General features: G+C 65.7%; 23 protein-coding genes and 1 other RNA gene. 11 read left to right on the forward strand and 13 right to left on the reverse strand.

What is annotated here, in order from left to right; genetic code table 11:
* Positions 1–15: 15 nt before the first annotated feature.
* Entirely contained in the window at positions 16–471 is a 456-nt protein-coding gene (locus tag ACNH6H_RS03890) for a hypothetical protein (RefSeq protein ID WP_418315798.1), read from the forward strand.
* Between the two features lie 116 nt (positions 472–587).
* Here ACNH6H_RS03890 and ACNH6H_RS03895 read toward each other — a convergent pair whose 3' ends face one another.
* The 3 genes from ACNH6H_RS03895 to ACNH6H_RS03905 all read right to left on the reverse strand — a co-directional run bounded on the left by ACNH6H_RS03895 (position 588) and on the right by ACNH6H_RS03905 (position 2,154).
* A complete protein-coding gene (locus ACNH6H_RS03895) occupies positions 588–1,118 on the reverse strand; it encodes a cytochrome P460 family protein (RefSeq protein ID WP_418315799.1) in 531 nt (176 codons plus the stop codon).
* A gap of 143 nt (positions 1,119–1,261) precedes the next feature.
* Positions 1,262–1,555 carry a putative quinol monooxygenase gene (locus tag ACNH6H_RS03900; protein WP_418315801.1) on the reverse strand — a complete coding sequence of 98 codons (294 nt, stop codon included), beginning with the start codon at positions 1,553–1,555 and terminating at the stop codon, positions 1,262–1,264.
* A 92-nt stretch (positions 1,556–1,647) separates the two neighbouring features.
* Entirely contained in the window at positions 1,648–2,154 is a 507-nt protein-coding gene (locus ACNH6H_RS03905) for a hypothetical protein (protein WP_418315803.1), read from the reverse strand.
* 218 nt (positions 2,155–2,372) lie between these two features.
* Here ACNH6H_RS03905 and ACNH6H_RS03910 point away from each other — a divergent pair, with 218 nt between their 5' ends.
* Both ACNH6H_RS03910 and ACNH6H_RS03915 read left to right on the forward strand, forming a co-directional pair.
* The gene (locus tag ACNH6H_RS03910) at positions 2,373–3,122 is read left to right on the forward strand and encodes an MBL fold metallo-hydrolase (RefSeq protein ID WP_418315805.1); all 750 of its coding nucleotides are present in this window, start codon (positions 2,373–2,375) and stop codon (positions 3,120–3,122) included.
* Positions 3,123–3,145: 23 nt separating this feature from the next.
* Positions 3,146–3,949 carry a sulfite exporter TauE/SafE family protein gene (locus tag ACNH6H_RS03915; protein ID WP_418315807.1) on the forward strand — a complete coding sequence of 268 codons (804 nt, stop codon included), beginning with the start codon at positions 3,146–3,148 and terminating at the stop codon, positions 3,947–3,949.
* 35 nt (positions 3,950–3,984) lie between these two features.
* Here the strand turns inward: ACNH6H_RS03915 and ACNH6H_RS03920 are convergent, their stop codons facing one another.
* The 6 genes from ACNH6H_RS03920 to ACNH6H_RS03945 all read right to left on the reverse strand — a co-directional run bounded on the left by ACNH6H_RS03920 (position 3,985) and on the right by ACNH6H_RS03945 (position 11,228).
* Entirely contained in the window at positions 3,985–4,377 is a 393-nt protein-coding gene (locus ACNH6H_RS03920; protein WP_418315809.1) for a DUF302 domain-containing protein, read from the reverse strand.
* 76 nt (positions 4,378–4,453) lie between these two features.
* On the reverse strand, positions 4,454–5,983 hold the full coding sequence (locus tag ACNH6H_RS03925; RefSeq protein WP_418315810.1) for a UdgX family uracil-DNA binding protein: 1,530 nt from the start codon (positions 5,981–5,983) through the stop codon (positions 4,454–4,456).
* A gap of 4 nt (positions 5,984–5,987) precedes the next feature.
* Complete coding sequence (locus ACNH6H_RS03930; protein ID WP_418315812.1) at positions 5,988–7,250, reverse strand: putative DNA modification/repair radical SAM protein; 1,263 nt, start codon at positions 7,248–7,250, stop codon at positions 5,988–5,990.
* A gap of 105 nt (positions 7,251–7,355) precedes the next feature.
* Positions 7,356–8,396, reverse strand: coding sequence for a hypothetical protein (locus tag ACNH6H_RS03935; protein WP_418315813.1), 1,041 nt, complete (start codon positions 8,394–8,396; stop codon positions 7,356–7,358).
* A 283-nt stretch (positions 8,397–8,679) separates the two neighbouring features.
* Positions 8,680–9,570, reverse strand: a complete 891-nt coding sequence (locus ACNH6H_RS03940; protein WP_418315815.1) for a universal stress protein — start codon at positions 9,568–9,570, stop codon at positions 8,680–8,682.
* The gene (locus ACNH6H_RS03945; protein WP_418315817.1) at positions 9,567–11,228 is read right to left on the reverse strand and encodes a cation:proton antiporter; all 1,662 of its coding nucleotides are present in this window, start codon (positions 11,226–11,228) and stop codon (positions 9,567–9,569) included. Before ACNH6H_RS03945 ends, ACNH6H_RS03940 begins: the two co-directional genes overlap by 4 nt.
* Before the next feature lie 300 nt (positions 11,229–11,528).
* Between ACNH6H_RS03945 and pssA the strand changes: the two genes are divergently transcribed.
* The 5 genes from pssA to ACNH6H_RS03970 all read left to right on the forward strand — a co-directional run bounded on the left by pssA (position 11,529) and on the right by ACNH6H_RS03970 (position 17,428).
* Positions 11,529–12,122, forward strand: coding sequence for a CDP-diacylglycerol--serine O-phosphatidyltransferase (gene pssA / locus ACNH6H_RS03950; protein WP_418321208.1), 594 nt, complete (start codon positions 11,529–11,531; stop codon positions 12,120–12,122).
* Positions 12,123–12,283: 161 nt separating this feature from the next.
* Positions 12,284–13,624: an ABC transporter substrate-binding protein gene (locus ACNH6H_RS03955; protein ID WP_418315819.1), complete on the forward strand. Its 1,341-nt coding sequence runs from the start codon at positions 12,284–12,286 to the stop codon at positions 13,622–13,624.
* Between the two features lie 127 nt (positions 13,625–13,751).
* A complete protein-coding gene (locus ACNH6H_RS03960; RefSeq protein ID WP_418321210.1) occupies positions 13,752–15,428 on the forward strand; it encodes an ABC transporter permease in 1,677 nt (558 codons plus the stop codon).
* 20 nt (positions 15,429–15,448) lie between these two features.
* Positions 15,449–16,534 carry an ABC transporter ATP-binding protein gene (locus tag ACNH6H_RS03965; protein WP_418315821.1) on the forward strand — a complete coding sequence of 362 codons (1,086 nt, stop codon included), beginning with the start codon at positions 15,449–15,451 and terminating at the stop codon, positions 16,532–16,534.
* 15 nt (positions 16,535–16,549) lie between these two features.
* A complete protein-coding gene (locus ACNH6H_RS03970) occupies positions 16,550–17,428 on the forward strand; it encodes a LysR family transcriptional regulator (protein WP_418315823.1) in 879 nt (292 codons plus the stop codon).
* A gap of 43 nt (positions 17,429–17,471) precedes the next feature.
* Here the strand turns inward: ACNH6H_RS03970 and ACNH6H_RS03975 are convergent, their stop codons facing one another.
* On the reverse strand, positions 17,472–17,972 hold the full coding sequence (locus ACNH6H_RS03975) for a hemerythrin domain-containing protein (protein ID WP_418315825.1): 501 nt from the start codon (positions 17,970–17,972) through the stop codon (positions 17,472–17,474).
* A gap of 269 nt (positions 17,973–18,241) precedes the next feature.
* Here ACNH6H_RS03975 and ACNH6H_RS03980 point away from each other — a divergent pair, with 269 nt between their 5' ends.
* From ACNH6H_RS03980 to gloA, 3 genes are all read left to right on the forward strand, one after another.
* Positions 18,242–18,979 carry a hypothetical protein gene (locus ACNH6H_RS03980; RefSeq protein WP_418315827.1) on the forward strand — a complete coding sequence of 246 codons (738 nt, stop codon included), beginning with the start codon at positions 18,242–18,244 and terminating at the stop codon, positions 18,977–18,979.
* Positions 18,980–19,217: 238 nt separating this feature from the next.
* Positions 19,218–19,907: a PRC-barrel domain-containing protein gene (locus ACNH6H_RS03985; RefSeq protein WP_418315829.1), complete on the forward strand. Its 690-nt coding sequence runs from the start codon at positions 19,218–19,220 to the stop codon at positions 19,905–19,907.
* 50 nt (positions 19,908–19,957) lie between these two features.
* The gene (gene gloA / locus ACNH6H_RS03990; RefSeq protein WP_418315831.1) at positions 19,958–20,494 is read left to right on the forward strand and encodes a lactoylglutathione lyase; all 537 of its coding nucleotides are present in this window, start codon (positions 19,958–19,960) and stop codon (positions 20,492–20,494) included.
* Between the two features lie 120 nt (positions 20,495–20,614).
* On the opposite strand, the gene ssrA is transcribed toward gloA, so the two are convergent.
* From ssrA to ubiG, 3 genes are all read right to left on the reverse strand, one after another.
* Positions 20,615–20,987: a transfer-messenger RNA gene (ssrA, locus tag ACNH6H_RS03995) on the reverse strand.
* A 12-nt stretch (positions 20,988–20,999) separates the two neighbouring features.
* Positions 21,000–21,668 carry a phosphoglycolate phosphatase gene (gene gph, locus ACNH6H_RS04000; RefSeq protein WP_418315833.1) on the reverse strand — a complete coding sequence of 223 codons (669 nt, stop codon included), beginning with the start codon at positions 21,666–21,668 and terminating at the stop codon, positions 21,000–21,002.
* Positions 21,665–22,372 carry a bifunctional 2-polyprenyl-6-hydroxyphenol methylase/3-demethylubiquinol 3-O-methyltransferase UbiG gene (gene ubiG / locus ACNH6H_RS04005; protein WP_418315834.1) on the reverse strand — a complete coding sequence of 236 codons (708 nt, stop codon included), beginning with the start codon at positions 22,370–22,372 and terminating at the stop codon, positions 21,665–21,667. Before ubiG ends, gph begins: the two co-directional genes overlap by 4 nt.
* Position 22,373 lies beyond the last annotated feature (1 nt).

Raw genomic sequence — 22,373 nt, forward strand, 5'->3', positions numbered from 1 at the left:
CCGGAGGAATCAACGATGACCACCCTTGCCTGCGCCTACCGCCACACCCTGTTCGGCCTGATCTTCGCGATCGTCGGCATCGCGCTCGGCATTTATATGGCGTCGACGCACAACCATGTCCAGCACGTGACGCATGCCCACATCCTGCTGCTCGGCCTGGTGGTGTCGCTGCTTTATGCCAGCGTGCTGCGGCTGTGGATGGCGGACCAGCCGGCCTCTTGGCTGATCACTGCCCAGTTGCTGCTGCACCAGATCGGCACACTGGTCGTCAGTGCCGGCTTGTTTGCGCTGTACGGACAGTTGCTCGCCGAGCCGGTGCTCGGCCCTATCCTCGGCCTCGGCTCGCTGGCGGTGTTCGGCGGCATGCTGCTGATGTTGCTCCTGTTCGTCCGCGCCGGCCGGCAGGTCGGCGCCACTGCACCGGGCGCGGCACCGCGGGCGGCCGAACTGGTCGGCCGCCGCGCCGGTTGAGTCTGCCGCTGGGCGTCAGCAGCCAAACCTCGGCGAGCGCATGCGTGCCGCACGGCAGCGAATGAGGCGGTGCGCCTTCCGAGGACCGGGACGTCGCGCCTTTTGCAGCTTGAGCGTCAGTATTGCCGCGTGCCGATCGGCGTCAGCACATAGTCGCGCTGCGACGGCTTGTGACAGCCGATGCAGCCGGCCACCTTGCCGGATGCCTCGACCTTGCCGGCGGCGTCGCGTTTCAGCCAGTACCAGTCGTTGTTCTGCGGGTCGAAACCGGCGACCTTGTACATCACCGTCACCGCGGCCAGCTTGCGGTCGGGCATGTAGTTTTCCTTGACCAGGATCGATCCGACCGGCAGCGGCTTCGTATCGTTGCTCAGCGCGCGGTGGGCGGCGTCGTTGACATAAGTCGTCAGGAAAGCGCCATGCGGCTGGGTGCCGGCGTACATCCGGCTCTTGCCCGGATAAAGCTTGTAGCTCGACGCATATTTCACGCTTTCCAGGTGGTTCCACAGCGCGGTCGCATCGGCCGCTGGCATCGGCTTGGCCATGCCCATCATGTGCGGCATCTTCTGCATCTGTGTGCAGCCGGCAGCAAGCGCCGCGGCTGCAACTGCCGCCAGCAGCGTGATTCGGGTTCCGGATTTCAGCATCGAGGTCTCCTTTCATCGAGGGCAGAGGCACCGGGGGGCAAGCCGATCGCGCAAACGGGCCGACCGGCATCCGGCGCAGCCGCGGTGAGGCAGCTTGCCTTCAACTCGGTCGTTGCAGTGCCGCTGCTTCTTACCGGCTCATCTCAGGTCTTCACGCCGACGACAAAGGTTTCCATCTGCGGCGAGCCGACGATGGCGTCGGCAAACTTTTCGGTCTGCTGTGCCATATAGCCGTTGTCTTCGCTGGTCTGCATGTTCTCGCGGCTGTCCCACAGCGAAATCGACACGCATTTGCCGCTCGACTCGTCGGTCAGCAGCAACATGCTGCGGCAGCCCTTTTGCTCCCGCGACGCCGGAACGACGGATTCGCGGTAGATGCGGACAACCTCGTCCATGCGGCCATCCTTGATGCGGATCGTGATCTGCCTTGCAAACATCGCGTACCTCCGCGTCTAGTTGACGCCCGAAAGCAGGCGAAGTCAATCGCTGGCCAGATCTCGGCGGCCGGCACGGCCGCGAAGCCGGCTCGTCAGCGCTTTCGCCGATGCTGTTCGTCGAGCCGGTCCCAGGCGTCGCGCGCGGCGAAGCGGGCGCGGCCCCATTCGAGGCTCGATGCACCGCGCGCCTTGTCCCAGTTGGTCGACAGCTCCGACTCGATATCGTCGAAGCGGCGCTGCGGATGACGGCGCCAGGCGTCGACGCCGATTCCGTAGGCCGGTCCATAGTCATCGAAGTTGCTGCCAGCCGCATAGTCGCGCGACGCAAAGTTGTCGCGCCACCAGGTCTGTTCGACGCTCGGATCGATCGCCTCGGCGACCTCCTTGCCGACCAATCCGCCCGCCACTGCGCCGATTGCCGCACCAACCGCCGTGCCAATCGGTCCGGCCACGGTTCCTGTGGCGGCGCCGGCAGCGGCGCCGCCGACCACGGCGCCGACGCCGGTGCCGAACGGATGCGAACCGCGCGCACCGGTGATCGGGTCGCGGTTGGCGTCGCGCCGTTGGTCGTCGCGACGCAACGTATCGTCACTGTTCATCAGGTTCTCCTTCAGCCGCGCCCAGCGGCATTTGCAAGTTCAGACTAGGCATTGGTGAACGGCGCGGCAATGCCGCAATCGCCCGAGCGGCGCGCGTCTGCGGCGCATGTGGCTGTCGGATCACGCTGACGGGGCAAGGCACCGCCGTCGATCCTGGAACCTGTCCTACAGCGACAAGCAGGAACAGGCCTTAGGCTGCGCAGCTGAAGGAGAACGCGATGATCTTCCGCCAACTCGAGGAACCGGTCTCGAACACCTATACCTATCTGCTCGGCTGCCCCGATACCGGCGAGGCGCTGCTGATCGACCCGGTCATCAACTCGATCGACCGCGACTTGCAGGTGTTGCAGTCGCTCGGGCTGAAACTGGTCTATACGCTCGACACGCACATCCACGCCGACCACATCACGTCGGCAAAGGAACTGAAGCAACGGGTCGGCAGCAAGATCGCCGCACCTGCGATCGACCGGCTGCCATGCGTCGACGTCGGCATCGTCGAGGCCACCCCATTGCAGCTCGGCGGGCTGAAGATCGATCCGCTGCATACGCCCGGCCATACCGACGGCCATTTCGCCTACCGTTGCGCAGACCGCGTCTTCACCGGTGATGCGCTGCTGATCGACGGCTGCGGCCGCACCGACTTCCAGAACGGCGACGCCGCGACGCTGTACCGCAGCGTCGTCGACAAGCTGTTCTCGATGCCTGACGAGACGCTGGTCTTTCCGGCCCACGATTACCAGAATCGCCGTGTATCGACGATCGCGCAGGAGAAGCTGCGCAATCCGCGGCTCGGCAAGGGTCGCACGCTCGAGGAATTCCAGGCGATCATGGCGGGGCTGGACCTGCCGTATCCGAAATTCATCGACTACGCAGTGCCCGGCAACCGTGCCTGCGGCGTCTGCCCCGATGACCTGCCGGACGCGCTGCGCGAATACTGCGAGCGGATGAGCGACAGCCCGCAGGGCTGAGACCAGCAGGTGGCGGTTTCGCAATGATCACCAGCCTGTTGCTCGGCGTGCTGGTCGGCGCCGTGCTCGGCCTGACCGGCGCCGGCGGCGGCATTCTGGCAGTGCCGGCGCTGGTCGTCGGTCTCGGCTGGACGATGCAGCAGGCCGCGCCGGTTGCGCTGATTGCGGTTGCCGCCGGCGCGGCGGTCGGCGCGCTGGAAGGATTCCGCCACGGGCTCGTCCGCTACAAGGCCGCGATCCTGATGGCGATCACCGGCGCGGCATCGACGACGCTCGGACTGCAGGCGGCAAAGCTGATGTCTCAGCAGGTGCTGCTGCTGCTCTTCTCCGCGGTGATGCTGTTTGTCGCGGTACGGATGTTTCTGCAGGCGCGCCGCGACGAGCCCGACGACGACAGTTCGCGCTGGGTCGTTGCCCACCTCAGCGACGAGACCGGCCGGCTGATCTGGAACTGGCCGACCGCCGGGGCGCTGGCCGGCATCGGCGTTGTCACCGGCGTGATGACCGGCCTGCTCGGCGTCGGCGGCGGCTTCGTGATCGTGCCGCTGCTGCGCCGCTTCACCGACGTCGGCATGAAATGCATCGTCGCGACCTCGTTGCTGACGATCGCGCTGGTCGGCGCCGGCGGCGTCGCCAATGCGGTGCTGCAGGGCGCCGATCTGCCGCTGAAAACGACGCTGCAGTTTTCCGGCGCGATGATCGTCGGCATGCTGATCGGACGAGTGGTGTCGCAGCGGGTCTCGTCGACCGTCGTGCAAACCGGCTTTTCGGTCGTGTTGTTCCTGGTCGCGCTGGGCTTGATCGGCAAGGCGCTGATCGGCGACTGAGCGGGCCGCCTGCGCCCTGCTTGACAGCCGCGGTTTCAACTGCGGCCTAGTTCCTCGCAGACCTTGCGCAGCCGCTGCTCGGCATCCTCGGCGACATTGCGCACTTCCGGCTGCTTGACCATCTCCATCATCACCAGCGGGTCGACGAAGGCGACCGTGACCTGCTGATCGTTGTCCTGCCGCACGACGACATTGCACGGCAGCAGCAGACCGACGTCGGCTTCGGCCTGCAAGGCCTTGTAGGCGAGCGGCGGATTGCAGGCGCCGAGGATGCGGTAGGGCCGCATCTGTTCGCCGAGTTTTTCCTTCATCGCGCCCTGCACGTCGATATCGCTCAAGACGCCGAAACCCTGCTCCTTCAACGCCGCCATCACCCGGTCGACCGCCTGGTCGAACGGCATCTGCAGCGTGGCATGAAATCCATACATCGTGTTCTCTCCTGGAAAAGCAGCCGCCCCGGGATGCGGCGGACCAGCACGATGGACCGGCTGCAACTCGATTGGTTCAGCCGCCGCCTGCCGCCGCCGGCGGCCCGGCGACTGCGATCCGCAGGTCGGCAAGCCAGTCGGCATAAGCCTGCTCTCGCTGCTCGGGCGGCGAGCGCAGCAATGCCGACGGATGCAGCGTCACCAGCACCGCAATGCCATCGTCGCGGCGCAGCCATTGCCCGCGTTCACGCAGCACCGCGACCGGGCGGCCGAGCACCGAGCGCGCCGCGGTGGCACCGAGCGCGATGATGACCTCCGGCTTCACCAACGCGATTTCGCGCTCGAACCAGTCGATGCAGGCGGCGGCCTCGCGCTGGGTCGGCGTCTTGTGGATGCGCCGCTTGCCGCGCAGTTCGAACTTGAAGTGCTTCACCGCATTCGTCACGTAGGCGAGGTCGCGCTTGACGCCGAGCTGCTCGAGCGCTTTCGCGAGCAATTGGCCGGCCGGGCCGACGAAGGGCTGGCCACGCAGATCTTCCTGATCACCCGGCTGCTCGCCGACGAACATCAGCCGCGCATCGATACCGCCAGCGCCGAAGACGGTCTGTGTCGCGTCGCGGTAAAGCGGACAGCCGGTGCAGCCGCGGGCGGCGTCGCGGGTCTGCTCGAGCGCAGCCGCGCGCTCGGCTGCACCTGCGGCGCGATCCGGTTGCGGCGGCAAGGGTTTTGTATCGTCGGGCATCGGAGCCTTCGATGCCGGCAGGCGGCGGATGGTTCGCAGCGGCACTGTCGCCGCCTGCTCGACCATCGTGCCGCTGCGCTGCATGGCGGCTGCGCTGAGCGGGTCGATCAGGCTCGCCTCGGGCAGGTTTTTCCAATAGCGGCGCGGCATCTCCTTGCGCATCATCGCGAGCTTCAGCCGTGCCGGATTGAAGATGGTGCGGTAATAGGTCAGCCACAAGGCCTCGCCGGCATCGGCGTCAGGTGCCTGGTCGCGGCTTGCGCCGGCGGCAAACTGCAGCTCGCTGCCATTCCAGCTGACGCTGCGCAGCGGCGTCAGGATGCTCCAGTGCATCTGCGCGAAGCGGCGGGCAAAAAACGGCGCCGTGGCCTCGACGATGTGGTGCTCGGGTTCGAACCAGGCGACATGCAACGGCGGCAGCGCCGCGCCGCGGTCGATCTCGCGGAATCGCACGAAGGCCGTCATCTTGTGCTGCTCGCGGCGCACCACATGCGCCATCCGCTGCGCCTGCAGCCATTGCGGATCGAGCGGGTCGCCGCGCAACGCCGGCTCATGCTGCAGCCTCCACAGGAGCTGGTAAAGCAGGGCAAATCGCGCCGGATCCCGGTGCAGCACGACCGCCTCGGCGAGTCGGGCATAGGCGCGCGGCACGCGCAGCAGCTCGCCGTCGATGCCGGCTTCGGCAAGTGGCGCAATGCCAGGCGCGTCGAACAGATCGGCTTCGGCGGCGTCGGCCACCTGCCAGCGCGCCTGTTGCGGCGCAATGCCGTCGGCGATCAGCGACCGTGCCGCGCGCCGGAAGCCGTCGAGATCGACCGGCCCGTCGAGCACGACACTGCGCCCGTCATCAGGACTGCCCGCCATCGGCTCAGAACAATGCCGCCTGCACCGGCGGCGCGCGCCGCAGCCGCTGCGCCATCCGCGCGGCATCGGCTTGCGGCGGTGGCCGATGGTCCGGCAGCACGACAAACGGCAGCACCTTGGCCGGGGACAGATGCAGGCGCTTCAGGTCGTCGCTGCGCAGTGCGCGCACCCGACGCGACTGCAGCATCCGCTCGACCGCCTTCACGCCGACGCCGGGCACGCGCAACAGCATCTCCTTCGGCGCGCGGTTCAGGTCGACCGGAAAACGCTCCGGATGGGCCAGTGCCCAGGCCAGCTTCGGGTCGAATTCGAGCGACAACATGCCGTCCGGGCCGGCGACGATCTCGTCGTGACCGAAACCGTAGAAGCGCAGCAGCCAGTCGGCCTGGTACAGCCGGTGCTCGCGTTGCAATGGCGCCGGCTTCGACGGCAGCGCAACCGGTGCATCCGGAATCGGGCTGAACGCCGAGTAATAGACACGCTTCAACCGGTAGCTGCCATACAGGTTGGCGCTGGCGTTGAGGATGGTGCGGTCGTCGGTGGCGTCGGCGCCGACGATCATCTGCGTGCTCTGCCCGGCCGGCGCAAACCGTTGCGGCGCCGCGCGACGTGGCGGCAAGCCAGCCTGCGACGACACCGGTACCGGCCGCGCCGCCTGCTTCGCATCGTCGATGTGGATGCGGATCGTCGCCATCGAGCGGCGGATTGCCGCCCCGTCCTTCTCCGGCGCCAGTTCGCCGAGTGCGTGCGGCGTCGGCAATTCGACATTGATGCTGAGCCGGTCGGCGTAGCGGCCGGCGGCGGCGAGCAATTCGGGGCTGGCCTCCGGAATCGTCTTCAGATGGATATAGCCGCGAAAATCATGCTCCTCGCGCAGCACCCGGGCGACCTCGATCACCTGCTCCATCGTGTAGTCGGCGCTGCGGATGATGCCGGAGCTGAGAAACAGGCCCTCGATGCAGTTGCGGCGGTAGAAATCGAGCGTCAACTGCACGACCTCGTCGACACTGAAACGCGCCCGCGGCACATTGCTGCTGACCCGGTTGACGCAATACAGGCAGTCGTAGGTGCAGTAGTTGGTCAGCAGGATCTTCAGCAGCGAAATGCAGCGGCCGTCCGGCGTATAGCTGTGGCAGATCCCCGAACCCTCGGTCGAGCCGATGCCCCGGCCGCCGATCGAATGCCGCTTGTCGGCTGCACTCGAAGCGCACGAGGCATCGTATTTGGCCGCATCGGCAAGGATCGCGAGCTTTTCCTGCAGGTTCATACTGTATGAATATACAGCAGCACGCTGCAGCGGGGGGGCCTGCCTGAATAGCCCCTGGGAACACTCGGCCGGCCACCCTGCCTCAGCAGTGGTCGGCCCGCTGGACTAGCGGTTTTTCTGCCCGCAACTCGACCGTGCTGCGGCACTGACGATCGCACCGTATTCATTCGGCGCGATCAGCCCTTCGGTGCGGAACAACTGGGCCGCGGCGACAACTGCCGACACGTATTCGCCATGGTTACGCCAGTCGCCGTCGCAGGCTGCGAGCTGCCCGATCGAGCATCCTGCAGCATTGACCACCGCACCGGCCGGGGTTGCCGGGCACTGATCCTGCGCGTCGTCGACGCCGTCACCATCGGCATCGGTCGTCGTCGCCCATTTCGCTGGCACTTCGGTCGCCCCGTCACAGGGGATCAGCTGCTCGGTCTCTATCACGACGTCGCGCATCCGCATCCAACCCGAGTTCGGATTGCCGGTGCCCATCATGAAGATGAACGTACCAAGCGGGTTCAGATAGTTGGCCTCGAATACCGGCGTGCCGCTGCCGTCGGGGACCTGGGTCGGATCGCGGTAGATCCGCATCGTGTCACCGCTGCGGACGAACAGGTAGTGGGCCGATTCGCCATAGCCGGGATCGTAGAACGTATTGGTCGGCGGGGACGAATAGCCCGTCCACAGTCCAGCGAAGCCGCTTGGATAAACCAGCGCGCCGCACTGGTTGGTCGGCGACGTCGGCACCGTTTCGTAGATATTCACGCTCATCCGGTTGCCATAACCGCCCGGATAGGTGCTGCTCTCGAAATGGAAGGAGATTCTGAAGTCGCCTCCCATCGCCCACTTGGAATACGGCGACGGGTCTAGGTACCCGAGATAAACCGAGAAGCTGTGCAGCTCGAAACCGTCTGGCGAGATCGTCCAGAAACCCGGTTCGCTGCCGCCGGGGTAATTGAACGGTGACCAGAAATCATGGTCGATGCCGGATGCAACGATATCGCCACGCAGCGGATCGGACACGGTATAAGCGTACTGCGCGTCGGCGGTGGTTGGCAGCGCGGCCGCAATCAGCAAGGCTCCGCTGGCGGCTATCCAGCGCGCGCTTTGGGCGGGGCGCGAGGACCAGTTGAAGTCGAGGCGTTGAAGATTCACTGTCTGCTCCTGTGATCGGTGGGGAGATCAGCAGCAGACCGTGAAGCAACGACATCGATAAAGCGACAACTTCTTGACCTGCACTGGACGTGGATCCCACCGTAGCCAGCGACCTGCGGCATCGCTTGACATGGCTCAAGTTGGCCGGGTGAGACCGGTCATCTCTCAGCCTGTCTTGATTTGCCTCAAGATCGGCGCGATCGGACCTGTCGGGCGGCTTGGGCGAATCCGATCAGTCGACTCAGGTCTTCGTAAGGTCACCCCCACGAGGTGCGCGCGGCGCTCAGCCCTCCCCTGGCAGCGTCACCACCAGCACATCGGCCTTGCCCTCGGCGAGCACGTGTTTGGTGACACTGCCGAGCAGCAGGTCCTCGACCGCGCTGTGGCCATGTTTGCCGAGCACGACGAGGTCGCCGCCAAGCGCCTGCTCCTGCTCGACCAGGCGGAGTGACGGGTCGCCCTCGAGGATGCAGGCGTCCCAGCTGCCGGCGCTCAGGCCGCCAGCCTTCGCCAGCGCATGCAGCTGCTGCGTCGCCTGCGCACGCGCCTGCAGCCGATAGCTGTCGATCACCGCTGCGTCGACGCCGGCAAAACGCAGTTTCTCCTCATAGGGCACGCGAAAGGCATGAACCAGCAGCCAGCGCGCGCCTGGCGCCGTCTGCTGCGCCTGCGCCAGCACTTCGGCCGAAAATGGCGAAAAATCGATTGCCAGCAGCGCGCGGCGATAGCGCTGCTGCGCCTCGGTGCGCACGATCAGCACCGGCCGCGTGGTCCTGCGCAGCAGCCGCTCGGCGGTCGAACCCAGCACCAGGTGACGCAATACGCCGGCGCCACGTGCACCGAGCACCAACAGCGCGACATCGAGCTCATCGGCAGCGCGGGCAACTTCGTCGAGCACATTGCCGCGGACCAGCCGCGCGTGCACCGTGCCGCCATGGGCGGACTGCAAATCGTCGGCCAGTTTCTGCAGCTGCTGTTGCGCCTGCTGCTGCATCTGCTGCTCCATGCCCTTGCCGAGCCACTCGCGCAGATCGGCCAGCGCGTGCGCCGGCGGGACGTGCAACAGCGTCAGTTCCGCACCGCGCTGGCGCGCAAGACGGGCAGCGCGGTCGGCCGCGTGACGCGCATGAGCCGACAGATCGGTGGCAGCCAGCAGTGGCTTGGGGGTGCTCATCGCGGTGTCTCCGGTGACTGGATCTCGCGGGCAAGCCGACGCGCCGCATGCGACGCGGCGTCGTCGAACGGGTTGAAGATCAGCGTGATGCCGGCAGCCGACAATGCCCGCACATGGGCCTCGTCACGGGCGGCTGCGGCAACCCGACCTCGATAGCCTAACGCGTGCAGCCCATCGAGCAATGCGCGGTTGCTGTCGGCCGACGGCAGGGTCGTGATGACCCAGCCGGTCGCCGTCAGCGGCAGGCTGGCCAGCAACTCGGGATCCTCGGCATCGCCGAAGTCGACCGCCAGGCCCCGCTTCTTCAGCATCCGCACCGCTTCCGGATCGAAATCGACGCCGCGAACGCGGATACCGGCTTCGATCAGGTCGCCGATCAGGCGGCTGCCGTATCGGCCGAGGCCGAAGACGATCGCCTGCGGCGCAGACTCGCCCGGCATCGGCGCGGTGACCGCCTGTTCGCGAAACGGATTGCGGCGTTCGAAGACGCCCAGCCACGGCGCCAGCCGTTCGTACAGGGCTTGCGAGTAGAGGATCATGTAGGTCGAAACGGTGATCGTCACGACGCCGACCAGCGTGACCAGGCCGAGTGCCCCGGTGCCGACATGGCCGAGCGTGATCCCCATCGCGATGAAGACGATCGAGAATTCGCTGATCTGCGCCACCGTCAGTCCGGCCATGAAGCCGGTACGGCGGCGGTAGCCCATCGCGCCCATGATTGCCATCACGATCAGCGGATTGCCGAGCAGCACGAACAGCGACAACACGCCGGCTGCGCCGACTTCGGCGCCGAGCGTCGTGAAATCGAGCTTGGCGCCGAGGTCGATGAAAAAGAACAGCAACAGAAAATCGCGGATGCCGGTCAGCCGCGCACTGATCGCCTCCCGATAGGGAGTCGAGGCCAGCGAGAAACCGGCCAGAAAGGCGCCGGCTTCCTTGCTGAAACCGGCCCAGTCGCCGAGCGCGGCCAGCGTGACTCCCCAGGCGATGCCGAAAACCAGCAGCAGTTCCTGCGAGCGTGCCATCACCGCGACCAGCCGCGGCAGCACCCAGCGCATCAGCACGAACATCAGCAGCGCCGCGGCCAGGATGCGGCCGCCGAGCGAGAAGGCGATCGCCGCAGCACCGGCATCGTCGCCGCCGCTGCGCAATGCGCTCATCAGCATCATCGCGACGATCACCGCGACGTCCTGCACGATCAGAAAGCCGACCGCGATGCGGCCGTGCAGGCTGTCGAGCTCGCGCTTGTCCGACAGCAGCTTGACGATGATGATCGTGCTCGAGAAGGTCAATGCGACGGCGATATAAACCGCTTCGAGCGGCGGCTTGCCGAGCGCCAGCACGAGCATGATGCCGAAGGCGATCGTGAATGCCAGCTGGCCGAGGCCGGTGGCGACCGCGACCGGACCGATGTGGCGCACATGGTGCAGGTCCAGCCGCAGCCCGACGACAAACAGCAGCACCGTGACCCCCATCTGCGCCAGCAGATCGATTTCGTCCTGGGCGCGAACCCATTCGAAACCCGACGGGCCGGCGGCGATGCCGACTGCGATGTAGGCAATCAGCACCGGCTGGCGCAGCCGCACGCCGACCGCGCCGGCGAGCGCGCAGGCCAGCAGCAGCAGCGCAAATTCGGCAAATGGAGCGAGGCCGGCCATCGCGTCAGTGGCGCCAGCCAGCAACCGGCACGCCGCGGCGCAGCGGTTCCGGGCCGGGCGACGCGGCCGCATCGAATCCAATCGCTCCCGCGACGGTGCACCCCAGCGCGCTCAGACAGCTCATCGGCAGGGACTCCCAGGGCCAGCGGCCGTCGCCATCATAAGCGGCGACCCGCCGGCCGGAGCCGCGCCGACGGCGGCTGAACTCTGGCGCGCCGGCGGGTTCATACTCCTGCAATAACACCAACCAGGACCAGACCGCGCATGAGCACCGACGTGAAACCCAACAAACCGTTCGCGATGATCCGGGAATTTCACCTCGCCGACTGGTTTACGCTTGCCAACGCCGTCTGCGGGACCGGCGCGCTGTTCTCGATGTTGAGCTACATCCAGAGCGGCGAAGTCATCCATGTGCTGTACGCCTGCGCACTGGTGCTGGCGGCACTGATCTTCGACGTGCTCGACGGCCGGGTCGCCCGCTGGCGGCAGAAATCATCCAGCCTGGGACGCGAACTCGACTCGCTGGCCGACGTGATCTCGTTCGGCGTTGCGCCGGCGATCATCGCCTACGGCTGCGGCATGCAGGGTTTTTTCGACCGCATCGTGCTCGCCTTCTTCGTCGCCTGCGGCGTTTCGCGGCTGGCGCGCTTCAACGTCACCGCGGAGACGCTCTCCGACGGCAGCGGCAAGGTCAAATATTTCGAAGGCACGCCGATCCCGACCTCGATCCTGCTGGTCGCGCTGCTGGCGGTTGCCGCATCGACCGGCGCGATCGGCCAGCAGCTGTGGTTCGGCGAGTGGCGAATCGCCGGCTTCGTGCTGCACCCGCTGGTGCTGCTGTTTGCCTTGTCGGGTTCGCTGATGATCAGCCGGATCAAGATTCCGAAATTCTGAGCCGGGACCGGTTCAATGGCGGGTTAACCCGCGGCGCTGATCGCGCACATCACCAGCTTTGATTGGACGGGCAGCAGTCTTGCCCGGCAGGATGCGCTCCGCTGCAGCAGGGCGGATGTCGCCGTGCCGTCACGCCCGCCTCAAACGAACTGGAGATTCCGATGACCCTTCGCCCCTTGTTCCGCTCGGCCGCCCTGTCGGTGGCGATCGCGACCTGTTTTGTCGGCACCTCAATGGCCGGTACCGTCACCGTCATCACCTCGTTCCCGAAGGAGCTGACACAGGCCTACAAGACGGCGTTCGAGAAAGCCAATCCGACGATCAAGCTGGAGATCCTGAACAAGAATACCGTCCAGGGCATCGCCTATGTGCGCGAACTGGCGCCGGGCCAGCGGCCCGACATCTTCTGGGCGTCGGCGCCCGATGCCTTCGAAGTGCTGGCCGGGCTGAAACTGCTCGACAACGTGGCCGATCTGGCCAACAAGTCCGCGCCGGCGAAGGTCGGCGCGTACCCGATCAATGATCCGAAAGGCATGTACCTCGGGCAGGCGCTGGCCGGCTACGGGCTGATGTGGAATACCCGCTACATGGCGGCCAACAAGCTGCCCGCGCCGGCGCAGTGGAGCGACCTGATGAAGCCGGTCTATTTCGGCCACGTCGCAATGAGTTCGCCGTCGCGCTCCGGCACCACTCACCTGACGGTCGAGACGATGCTGCAGGGTGAAGGCTGGGAAAAAGGCTGGTCGCAGCTGCTGCAGATCGGTGGCAACTCGGCGGCGATCACCGAGCGCAGCTTCGGCGTGCCCGACGGCGTCAACAACGGCCAGTTCGGCATCGGCCTGGTGATCGATTTCTTCGGCCTGGCCGGCAAATATTCGGGCTTCCCGGTCGAATTTGCCTATCCGAACGTGACCGCGGTCGTGCCTGCCAACATCGGCCTCGTCGCCGGTGGCAAGAATGCCGCCGAGGCGAAGCAGTTCATCTCGTTCACGGTCTCGCTGGAAGGCCAGCAGCTGCTCTACGATCCGAAGATCTCGCGGCTGCCGATTCTGCCGCCTGAGCAGATGGGCGGCAAGACGCCGGCCGGTTATCCGAACCCGTTCGAGATCGCCAAACGCGCGAAGGTGCAATTTGATTCCGACCTGTCGGAGTCGCGCTACAACCTGGTGTCGTCGCTGTTCGACCAGACCATCACCTTCCGGCTGAAGGAATTGCAGGCCGCGACGAAGGCGATCCACGCGGCCGAGGCGGCGCTGGCGAAGAAGCCGAATCCGCGCGCCGCGGCACTGGTCAAGGAAGCGCGGGAAGCCGCGTTCACGCCGGTCGTCGATGCGCAGAAGGCGGCCGACAAGGGTTTCCTCGAGGTGTTTGCTGCGAACAAGAAGGAAGCCAAGGTCAACAAGCAGGTGACCGGCCTCGAGGACCACTGGAACTCGAGCGCCCGCGCGAATTACGAGCGCGCGGTAAAGCTGGCCGACCAGGCGCTCGCGCTGGTCCGCTGATACCGGTACGCCTGCGATGACCGTCGCCACCACGGCAGCCGCCGGGCTGCCAGCTTCGCCGCGCGCGCGCACCAGGATCCGCCCCGGGGTCTGGCTCGCCGGCGGGCTCGTGCTTGCCTTCCTGCTGATGTTCCTGGTGCTGCCGGTTGGCCGGGTCTTCTATACCGCGTTCGTCGAATCCGACGGCACGCCGACCATCGGCCACTTCAGCGCCTTTTTCAGCCAGGGGCTGATGCGCGAATCGTTTTTCAACAGCCTCTACGTGGCGGTGATGTCGACGGTGTTCGCGGCACTGATCGCGGTGCCGCTGGCCTATTTCACGGTGCGCTTCGAGTTTCGCGGCGCGCTGCTGATCCAGACGCTCGGCGTGCTGCCGCTGATCATGCCGCCGTTTGTCGGCGCAGTCGCGATGCAGCTGATCTTCGGCCGTTCCGGCTCGATCAACCTGTTGCTGAACGAATATGCCGGCATCTCGCTGCCGATCATGGAAGGGCTGAACGGCGTCATCTTCGTCGAGAGCATCCACTATTTCCCGTTCATCCTGATGAACCTGATGGTGGCGCTGCGCAACATCGACGGCGCGATGGAAGAGGCGGCGATGAACCTCGGCTGCCGCGGCTGGCGGCTGTTCCGCCGGGTGATCTTCCCGCTCGCACTGCCCGGCTTCGTCGCCGGCGCGTCGCTGGTGTTCGTGAAGGTCTTCGACGACCTCGGCACGCCGCTGGTGCTCGGCCAGACCAACATGCTCGCGCCGCAGGCCTACCTGCGGATCACGCAGGTCGGGCTCGAGGACCCGATGGGTTATGTGATCAGCGTGATCATGATCGTATTCTCGATCGCGGCGATGGCGATGTCGGCCCGCGTGCTTGCCGGCAAGGACTATTCGACGCTGCAAAAAGGTGGTTCCGGTGTCGCCCGTCGCAAGCTGACGCCGCTCGGATCAGTGGCCGCCTACGGCTGGATCTTCGTCGTGCTGCTGCTGGTGCTGTCGCCGCACATCGGCGTGCTGCTGCTGTCGCTGGCCAATGTGTGGAGCTTCGCACCGCTGCCCGACGCCTATACGCTCGAGCATTACGCCACGGTGTTCCAGGACTCTAGCGGCATGATCAAGAACACGCTGCTGTACTGCGGCCTGGCCGCCGGGCTCGACGTGATCCTCGGCGTGACGATCGCCTATCTGATGTTCCGCACGACGCTGCCGGCCCGCCAGTGGCTCGACTGGATCGCGACTGCATCGCTGGCGGTGCCGGGCATCGTGCTGGCAATCGGCTACCTGCGCCTGTACAAGGGGGTCGCGCTGCCCGGCACCGAGATCATGATGACCAGCACCTGGATCATCATCATGCTCGCCTATGCGGTGCGCCGCCTGCCCTATGCGCTGCGATCCTGTGTCGCCGCGCTGCAGCAGGTGCACGTATCCCTCGAGGAGGCCGCGGAAAGCCTCGGCGCGACGAAGATGCGGACGATCCGGCGCGTCGTCGTGCCGCTGATGGCCGGCGGCATCCTGGCCGGCTTCGTCACCAGCTTCATCACCGCGGCGGTCGAACTGTCGGCGACCATCATGCTGGTCTCGGCCGAATCGCAGGCGCCGATGAGTTACGGCATCTACCTGTACATGCAAAGCGTGGCCGGCCGCGGCCCCGGCGCGGCGCTCGGCGTGCTGGCGATTGCGGTGGTGGCGCTCGGCACCTACCTGTCGCACATCGTCGTCGAACGCACCGGCAACCGGTTTGCCGTGCGGCCGATCGACGAGGAACTGCCACCGCTGGCAATCACACCGGCCGCCGCGCCGGTCAAGCCCTGAACAAAGGATGCGGAGAAACGATGAAAAAGGTATCGGTCCAGTGCCGCCACGTGCGGCTGGCATTCGGCAGCACCGAGGTGCTGAAGGATGTCAACCTCGACATCGAGCCGGGTGAATTTTTTGCGCTGCTCGGTCCGTCGGGCTCCGGCAAGAGCACGCTGCTGCGGCTGATCGCCGGCTTCAACCAGCACCAGCATGGCGAGGTGCTGATCGATGGCGCCGATGTCACCGGCAAGGCGCCATGGGAGCGCAACATCGGCATGGTGTTCCAGAGTTATGCGCTGTGGCCGCACATGACCGTCTGGGACAACGTGGCATTCGGCCTCGTCGAACGCGGTGCGTCGAAAGCGACGATCAGGCAGAAGGTCGGCGATGCGCTCGACCTGGTCAGCCTGTCGGCTTATGCGCAGCGACGCCCGAACCAGTTGTCGGGTGGCCAGCAGCAGCGCGTCGCGCTCGCACGAACCATCGTCATCGAGCCGCAGGTGCTGCTGCTCGACGAGCCGCTGTCCAACCTCGACAAGACGCTGCGTGTGCAGATGCGCCAGGAGCTGCTGGCGATGCAGCGCCGGCTCGGGCTGACGACGATCTTCGTGACCCACGACCAGGAGGAGGCGATGACGACCGCCGACCGCATGGCCGTGCTCGACAAGGGCGTCGTGCAGCAGGTCGGCACGCCGGCGACGCTTTACGATTACCCGGTGAATACCTTTGTCGCCAACTTCGTCGGCACCATGAACATGTTGTCGGGCAAGGTCCGCTCGCGCAGCGGCAGCGGCCTGACGCTGGATGTCGAAGGGGTCGGCGAATTGCGCTTTCCGCAACTCGCCGATGCGCCGGCGAACGACACCATCCAGGTCAGCTTCCGCCCGCATTCATTGCGTGTCGACGTCGCCGATGCGGCGCAGGATGCGCGCTTCGTCTGGGTGCCGGGCACCGTCGAGGCAAGCGAGTTTCTCGGCGAATTCACGCGGTACCAGGTGCGTGTCGGCCAGCAGCGGCTGGCGGTCGACCATCCGCACCATGTCGGGCTGTCGACCTTCCCGGTCGGCGGTGCGGTCAGCCTCGGCATCGAACCGTCGCAAGTGCGGCTGTTCGGCGGCTAGGCGCGTCAAGACCAGATGGAGTTGAACCAGGTCCGCGCCTTCGTCACCGTTGCCCGCGTCGGCAACGTGACCAAGGCGGCCGACCTGCTGTGCCTGACCCAGCCTGCGGTGACGGCGCAGATCAAGGGACTCGAGTCCAGCCTCGGCGTCGCCTTGTTCGACCGCGGCGCCGGTCGGATGGCCTTGACGCGCGCAGGCGAAGGCCTGTTGCCGCAGGCCGAACTGCTGCTGGCGGCAGCCGGTGAGTTGAAAGGTGCGGCGCGCACGATGCAGGGCAAGCTGGCCGGCCGGATCGACCTTGGCCTGCCGGCGGAAACCTCCGAATTTCTGCGCACCGGCGATTTGTCGGTCGCGTTGCGCAACGACCTGCCGCTGATCGAACTGCACACGCGCAGTTTGACGGTCGGCCAGTTGCTCGACCAGGTGCGCGCCAATGCGCTGGCCGCCGCATTCACGATCAGCGTGCACCCGCCACGCGACCTCAGCTGGCAGGCATTGCGTTCGGTGCGTTACCGCGTTGCGATACCCACCCGCCTCGCCGCCGAAATGCAGCGTGGCGGCTGGCGGGTTCTGGCCGGCCTGCCGTGGGTCGACGGCGCCGTCGATTCACATGTGCACCAGATGCTGCGCGGCATGTTCGAGCAGCATGGCCTGGCGCCGAATGTCGTGATGCGCAGCGACGACACCAGCGCCCTCGGCAGCTATGTGCGTGCCGGCAGCGCCTGCGCGCTGCTGCGCGAGGAGGTCGCGATGCCCGGCGTCGAACACGACGAATGGATGGTCTGGGGCCATGCGAAGGTCGATGCCCACCTGTATTTTTGCAATGCGGCAGAACGCTCGAGCGATCCGCTGGTGATCGCGCTGGCGTCGGCAGTGCGGGCGGTCTGGAGCTGATCGCATCGCGGCGCGGCAACACCGCCCGCTGCGGCCAACCGGATCAGTCGGCGAGTCCGACCTGGCCGTCGCGACCGACCACCAGCGTCGCAAACTCCTCGGCACCCTTCTTGCGCATGCGCAGCAGATCCTTTTGATAACGCTTCGCCAGCAAGGCCTTCTGCGGGTCGGAAATCAGCCGGCCGGCAACCTTGAAAAACTTGCTTTCCTCTTCCTTCAGGTGATGGCGCACCTTGTGCGAAAGCGCCTTCGCAGTTTCCAGCCAGGCATCGCCGGACTTGTCGGAAACGCTCAGTTCCTCGCACAGTTCGTCGATGTCATGGTGTTCCGACAGCGCATGGCGTGAGGCCAGCAGCCCGCCATCGGTCATCAGCATCGGCACATAGAGAAAGCGCTCCTCGGCCGCCGCATGGGCTTCGAGTTCGACCTTCAACTGCAGAAAGACGGCCTCCCGTGTCGCGGCGGACGCGCGAGCGGAAGTCAACTGGCGAGTCAGCTGACGCTGGCGCTCGTGGCTTTCATGCAGCAGATCAAAGAGGTTCATGTGTGAGGTCCGGTGGTCCTGGGGAACGGGTGCAATGATGCCCGATCACGCCGCAGCCACCTCGTCTCACCACTGGACATGACATCGTTGCAGTCGGTTCAGCGATGCGTAGACGCCGTGCAAGCCTAGGGCAGGCACTCTAGGGAATACCCCAGAAATGGGGTGCGCCCTCTACGGCTCCCCGGCACAGTACAGGCATTCCGATTGGAGGCGCTTCCTGAAAAGCGGATCTCGCGGTCGGGTAGGCCAATCAACCAAAGGAGTCAGCCATGTCCACGAAAAACCTTTCCAGCGTCGCCAACGAAGTCATCAACACCTACGGCATCACTGCGACCAACGTCATCAACAGCTACCGTTTCGGCGGCGAGCGCTTCATCGGCTTCGTCGACGACCGCTTTGCCAGCGCCGTCAACCGCGGTGCCTCGGTGCTGCGCAAGGACCTGCGCTCGAACCTGATCGGCACCCAGCAGCGCATGAGCAGCTACTACGTGAAGGGTGTGCACTTCGGTACCGAACGCGCCCAAGGCTTCGTCGGCGTGGCCGTCGACCTGGCGAACAAGGGTGTCGGCATCGTGGCGTCCAATGCCGAGCGCCTCGACCGTGCCACCAAGCTGAATGCACTCGACACGCTGACCCGTGTCGCGATGCCGGCCGCCAGCATCGTCGTCAAGCTGGCCGAGAAGATCGAAGAAGGCAGCAGCATGCTGGTGACGCGTGTTGCCGGCAGCGCGGTGCCGGCGAAGGCCGTCGCGACCCGCAAGCTGAAGACCACCACCCGCAAGGCCGCGGCGACCCGCAAGCGCGTCACGAAGACCGCCACCAAGCGTGTCAACAAGGCGATCGCTGAAGTGGCGACCGACACTTCGAACGCCGCCCGCCGCGTCTCGCGCAAGGCCAAGTCGGCCAGCGCGCAGGTCGAGGCAGCTGTCGGCGAAGCCGCCGGCAAGACCTCGAATGCCGCGCGCCGGGTTTCGCGCAAGGCAGAGGCCGCCGCCGCGGCCGCCTGATCGTCTTCGCGGCGTCGCGCACGCCGCGGGCGGTTCGAACGGGCCGCCGACCTGAGCTTCGATCGAAGCTGGGGTCGGCGGCCCTCTTCTTTTTGTCGCAGGCGATCCGGAACAATCGCCGCGGATTGCGATCCCACGCTGCATGCGTCACCATTGATGCGTTCACCATCGCGCCAGCAGGCTCGTCGAGCCATGCCGGCATCAAGGCCCTCAAGGCTCACGCAGCAGGAGATCGACCATGCTCTACCGCAACAAGGATCTGATCGGGCGCACTTTGAGCGCCAGCGATGGCGAAGTCGGCAAGGTGACCGACCTCTATTTCGACGACGATACCTGGACCGTGCGCTATCTGGTCGTCGACACCGGCAGCTGGCTCAGCAGCCGCAGCGTGCTGATTTCGCCTCAGTCGCTCGGTGCCGGCTCGTCGCGCGAAGGGCCGATACCGGCGACGCTGTCTCGCGAGCAGGTCGAGAACAGCCCGCGGTCGGAGACCCACCGTCCTGTTTCGCGGCAACACGAGGCCGATCTGGCGTCGCATTACGGTTACCCCACCTACTGGTTCGAGGCTGGTTTCTCGGGCACCGGCCTGATACCGATCAATGAGGCGATGCGCGAAGCGCGCCGTGCGGCGCATGCCGCGGATCCGGCCAGCGCGGCGCAGGATTCACATCTGCGCAGCGTGGCCGAGATCGTCGGCTACCACATCCAGGCCACCGATGGCGAGATCGGCCATGTCAGTGACTTCGGCATCGATCCACAGACCTGGCAGGTTCGCGAGATGATCATCGATACGCGCAACTGGCTACCTGGCAAACATGTCCGGATCGACCTGCCGACGATCCGCGAGATCGACTGGCACGAACGCAAGGTGCATGTCGCGTTGCCGCGCGAGCAGATCAAGAGCGGAGCAGAGGCAGACGCGAAATAGCCCGTCGGCTGCCGCGGGCAGGTTGGGAAAAAACTGCAGAATTCGGGCCCATGAGCTTTACCACCGAAACCCACCCCGGCGTCTGCGCCAATCCCGGTCTTGAATCGGACGGCTTCGTGCTGAACCACAGCATGCTGCGCGTGAAGGACCCGGCCATTTCGCTCGACTTCTACACCCGGCTGTTCGGCATGCGCGTGCTGCGCAAGCTCGACTTCCCGGAGATGAAGTTCTCTCTTTATTTCCTGCATCGCCCGACTGCCGGCGACTCGCCGCCGGACGATGTCGGCAAGCGCACCGCCTGGACATTCAGCCAGCGCGGCATCCTCGAGCTGACCCACAACTGGGGCACCGAGGACGATCCGGAGTTCAGCTACCACGACGGCAATGCGCAGCCGCAAGGCTTCGGCCACATCTGCTTCTCGGTGCCCGACCTCGACGCGGCGATCAATTGGTTCGATGCCAACGAGGTCGCCTACGTGAAACGGCCCGAACAGGGCAAGATGAAGGATGTCGCGTTCATCAAGGACCCGGACGGCTACTGGATCGAGATCGTCGAGCCGGCGCGGCTCGAAAAGCTCGGGCGTTGACGGACGCAGGACTTTTCTTCACAGGCCTGTCGATCGCGACGAGCGCCTGGCACGCGGGCAAAAAAAACCCCGAGGCGTCTCCGCTCGGGGTTTTTTATCGGCCGTTGCAGGCCGCTGATCTGGTGGAGCCGGGGGGAATCGAACCCCCGTCCGCAAGCCATCATCAGGCAGTTCTACATGCTTAGCTGACTGATTTGGTTTTAAGGATCAATACCGCGCAGCAGCACGCTGTATCAACCCCGAGTCACTTGATTTGATCCCCAGGTGAGTGACCCAAGAGGGGACGAGCCAATGTGAATGACTTCGCAGCTTTTCGGGTTACCCCTCAAGCCCGGCCCATCGGCCAACCGTTGCGAAGCTCACCGGTTTTAAGCGGCGAGAGCGTACGTAGAGTCGTTCGCAGTTACTTTGTTTCCAGATGGATTTACGAGCTGACTGGTGCTCGGCATGCCCTGTTCCAAATCCGCACCCGCGTCGAAGCCAGGTCGGCCCCAGGACTCGTAGTTTAGGCCATCCGGGGTAGTTTCAAGAGCTGCATGGGTTCTTGCAGCAGATGGTCGGCACCCCAGAGCTCGATCGCGTCGCCCAGACCGAGATAACCCCAGGCCGCAACCGCGGTCGGCATGCCGGCGGCGCGGCCGGCCTGCACATCGCGCAGGTCATCGCCGACATAGATGCAGTCGCTCGGCTCGACTTCAAGCCGGCGCGCCGCTTCGAGCAGCGGCGCCGGGTGCGGCTTCGAATGCGGCGTCGTATCGCCGCCAATCAGCACCGAACTGCGCACTGCCAATTGCAGCGCGGCCACCAGCGGCAATGCAAACCGCTCGGCCTTGTTGGTGACGATGCCCCACGGCACGCCGCGCCGGTCGAGTTCGTCGAGCAGCGGCCAGATCGGCTCGAAGACCGCCGTCAGCCGGGTCATTCGTGCCTCATAGGTGTTGAGAAATTCATCCCGCATCGAGACGAAATCTTCATGCTCGGGCGCGATGCCGAAGGCCGCACCGAGCATGCCGCGTGCGCCGGTGCCAACCACCGGGCGCAGCGACTCGTAGGCCGCTTCCGGCAAGCCGCGTGCGACGCGCATCTCGTTGGCCGCGCCGGCAAGATCCGGGGCGCTGTCGACCAGCGTGCCGTCGAGGTCGAACAGCACCGCCCGCAGCGGACGGCCGCTCATGCCGGCCGCCGGCAAGCCAGCATGTAGTTGACGCTGGTGTCGGCCGACAACCAGTAGCGCCGCGTCAGCGGGTTGTATTCGAGGCCACGGCTGGCGGTCACCTGCAGCCCGGCGGTGCGGCAGGCGGCCGTCAGTTCACTCGGCCGGATGAACCGCGCATATTCGTGGGTGCCGCGCGGCAGCAGGTTCAGCACATATTCCGCGCCGATGATCGCGAACAGAAAGCTTTTCGGATTGCGCGAGATCGTCGAGAAAAAGACCCAGCCCCCCGGCTTGACCAGCGTTGCGCAGGCTTGCACGATCGACGGCGGATCGGGCACATGTTCGAGCATCTCCATGCAGGTGACGACGTCGAATTGCCCCGGCATCTCGGCCGCGAGCGCCTCCGCCGATACCTCGCGGTAGTCGACATCGGCAGTCTGCGCCTCCATCGCATGCAGCTGCGCCACCTGCAAGGCCTTTTTCGCCAGATCGATGCCGAGCACCTTGGCGCCCTTGCGGGCCATCGAGTCGCTGAGGATGCCGCCGCCGCAGCCGACATCGAGCACCCGCTTGCCGGCCAGCCGTACCTGCTGGTCGATCCAGTCGAGGCGCAGCGGATTGATCTGGTGCAGCGGGCGGAATTCACTCTCTGGATCCCACCAGCGGTGGGCCAGATCGCTGAACTTCGCAAGTTCCTGGGGGTCGGCGTTGACTTGGCTCATG

This window comes from Pseudideonella sakaiensis (assembly GCF_048320135.1).
Lineage (GTDB): Bacteria > Pseudomonadota > Gammaproteobacteria > Burkholderiales > Burkholderiaceae_C > Ideonella_A > Ideonella_A sakaiensis_A.

Coding starts and splice junctions, on each gene's coding strand:
- ACNH6H_RS03945 (WP_418315817.1), bottom strand. CDS start 11,228: ATGGCCGGCCTCGCTCCATTTGCCGAATTTGCGCTGCTGCTGCTGGCC.
- gph (WP_418315833.1), bottom strand. CDS start 21,668: ATGAGCGGCCGTCCGCTGCGGGCGGTGCTGTTCGACCTCGACGGCACG.
- ACNH6H_RS03955 (WP_418315819.1), top strand. CDS start 12,284: ATGACCCTTCGCCCCTTGTTCCGCTCGGCCGCCCTGTCGGTGGCGATC.
- ACNH6H_RS03890 (WP_418315798.1), top strand. CDS start 16: ATGACCACCCTTGCCTGCGCCTACCGCCACACCCTGTTCGGCCTGATC.
- pssA (WP_418321208.1), top strand. CDS start 11,529: ATGATCCGGGAATTTCACCTCGCCGACTGGTTTACGCTTGCCAACGCC.
- ACNH6H_RS03985 (WP_418315829.1), top strand. CDS start 19,218: ATGCTCTACCGCAACAAGGATCTGATCGGGCGCACTTTGAGCGCCAGC.
- ACNH6H_RS03910 (WP_418315805.1), top strand. CDS start 2,373: ATGATCTTCCGCCAACTCGAGGAACCGGTCTCGAACACCTATACCTAT.
- ubiG (WP_418315834.1), bottom strand. CDS start 22,372: ATGAGCCAAGTCAACGCCGACCCCCAGGAACTTGCGAAGTTCAGCGAT.
- ACNH6H_RS03965 (WP_418315821.1), top strand. CDS start 15,449: ATGAAAAAGGTATCGGTCCAGTGCCGCCACGTGCGGCTGGCATTCGGC.
- ACNH6H_RS03925 (WP_418315810.1), bottom strand. CDS start 5,983: ATGGCGGGCAGTCCTGATGACGGGCGCAGTGTCGTGCTCGACGGGCCG.
- ACNH6H_RS03895 (WP_418315799.1), bottom strand. CDS start 1,118: ATGCTGAAATCCGGAACCCGAATCACGCTGCTGGCGGCAGTTGCAGCC.
- ACNH6H_RS03930 (WP_418315812.1), bottom strand. CDS start 7,250: ATGAACCTGCAGGAAAAGCTCGCGATCCTTGCCGATGCGGCCAAATAC.
- ACNH6H_RS03960 (WP_418321210.1), top strand. CDS start 13,752: ATGTTCCTGGTGCTGCCGGTTGGCCGGGTCTTCTATACCGCGTTCGTC.
- ACNH6H_RS03900 (WP_418315801.1), bottom strand. CDS start 1,555: ATGTTTGCAAGGCAGATCACGATCCGCATCAAGGATGGCCGCATGGAC.
- ACNH6H_RS03920 (WP_418315809.1), bottom strand. CDS start 4,377: ATGTATGGATTTCATGCCACGCTGCAGATGCCGTTCGACCAGGCGGTC.
- ACNH6H_RS03940 (WP_418315815.1), bottom strand. CDS start 9,570: ATGAGCACCCCCAAGCCACTGCTGGCTGCCACCGATCTGTCGGCTCAT.
- ACNH6H_RS03905 (WP_418315803.1), bottom strand. CDS start 2,154: ATGAACAGTGACGATACGTTGCGTCGCGACGACCAACGGCGCGACGCC.
- ACNH6H_RS03980 (WP_418315827.1), top strand. CDS start 18,242: ATGTCCACGAAAAACCTTTCCAGCGTCGCCAACGAAGTCATCAACACC.
- ACNH6H_RS03975 (WP_418315825.1), bottom strand. CDS start 17,972: ATGAACCTCTTTGATCTGCTGCATGAAAGCCACGAGCGCCAGCGTCAG.
- ACNH6H_RS03915 (WP_418315807.1), top strand. CDS start 3,146: ATGATCACCAGCCTGTTGCTCGGCGTGCTGGTCGGCGCCGTGCTCGGC.
- gloA (WP_418315831.1), top strand. CDS start 19,958: ATGAGCTTTACCACCGAAACCCACCCCGGCGTCTGCGCCAATCCCGGT.
- ACNH6H_RS03970 (WP_418315823.1), top strand. CDS start 16,550: ATGGAGTTGAACCAGGTCCGCGCCTTCGTCACCGTTGCCCGCGTCGGC.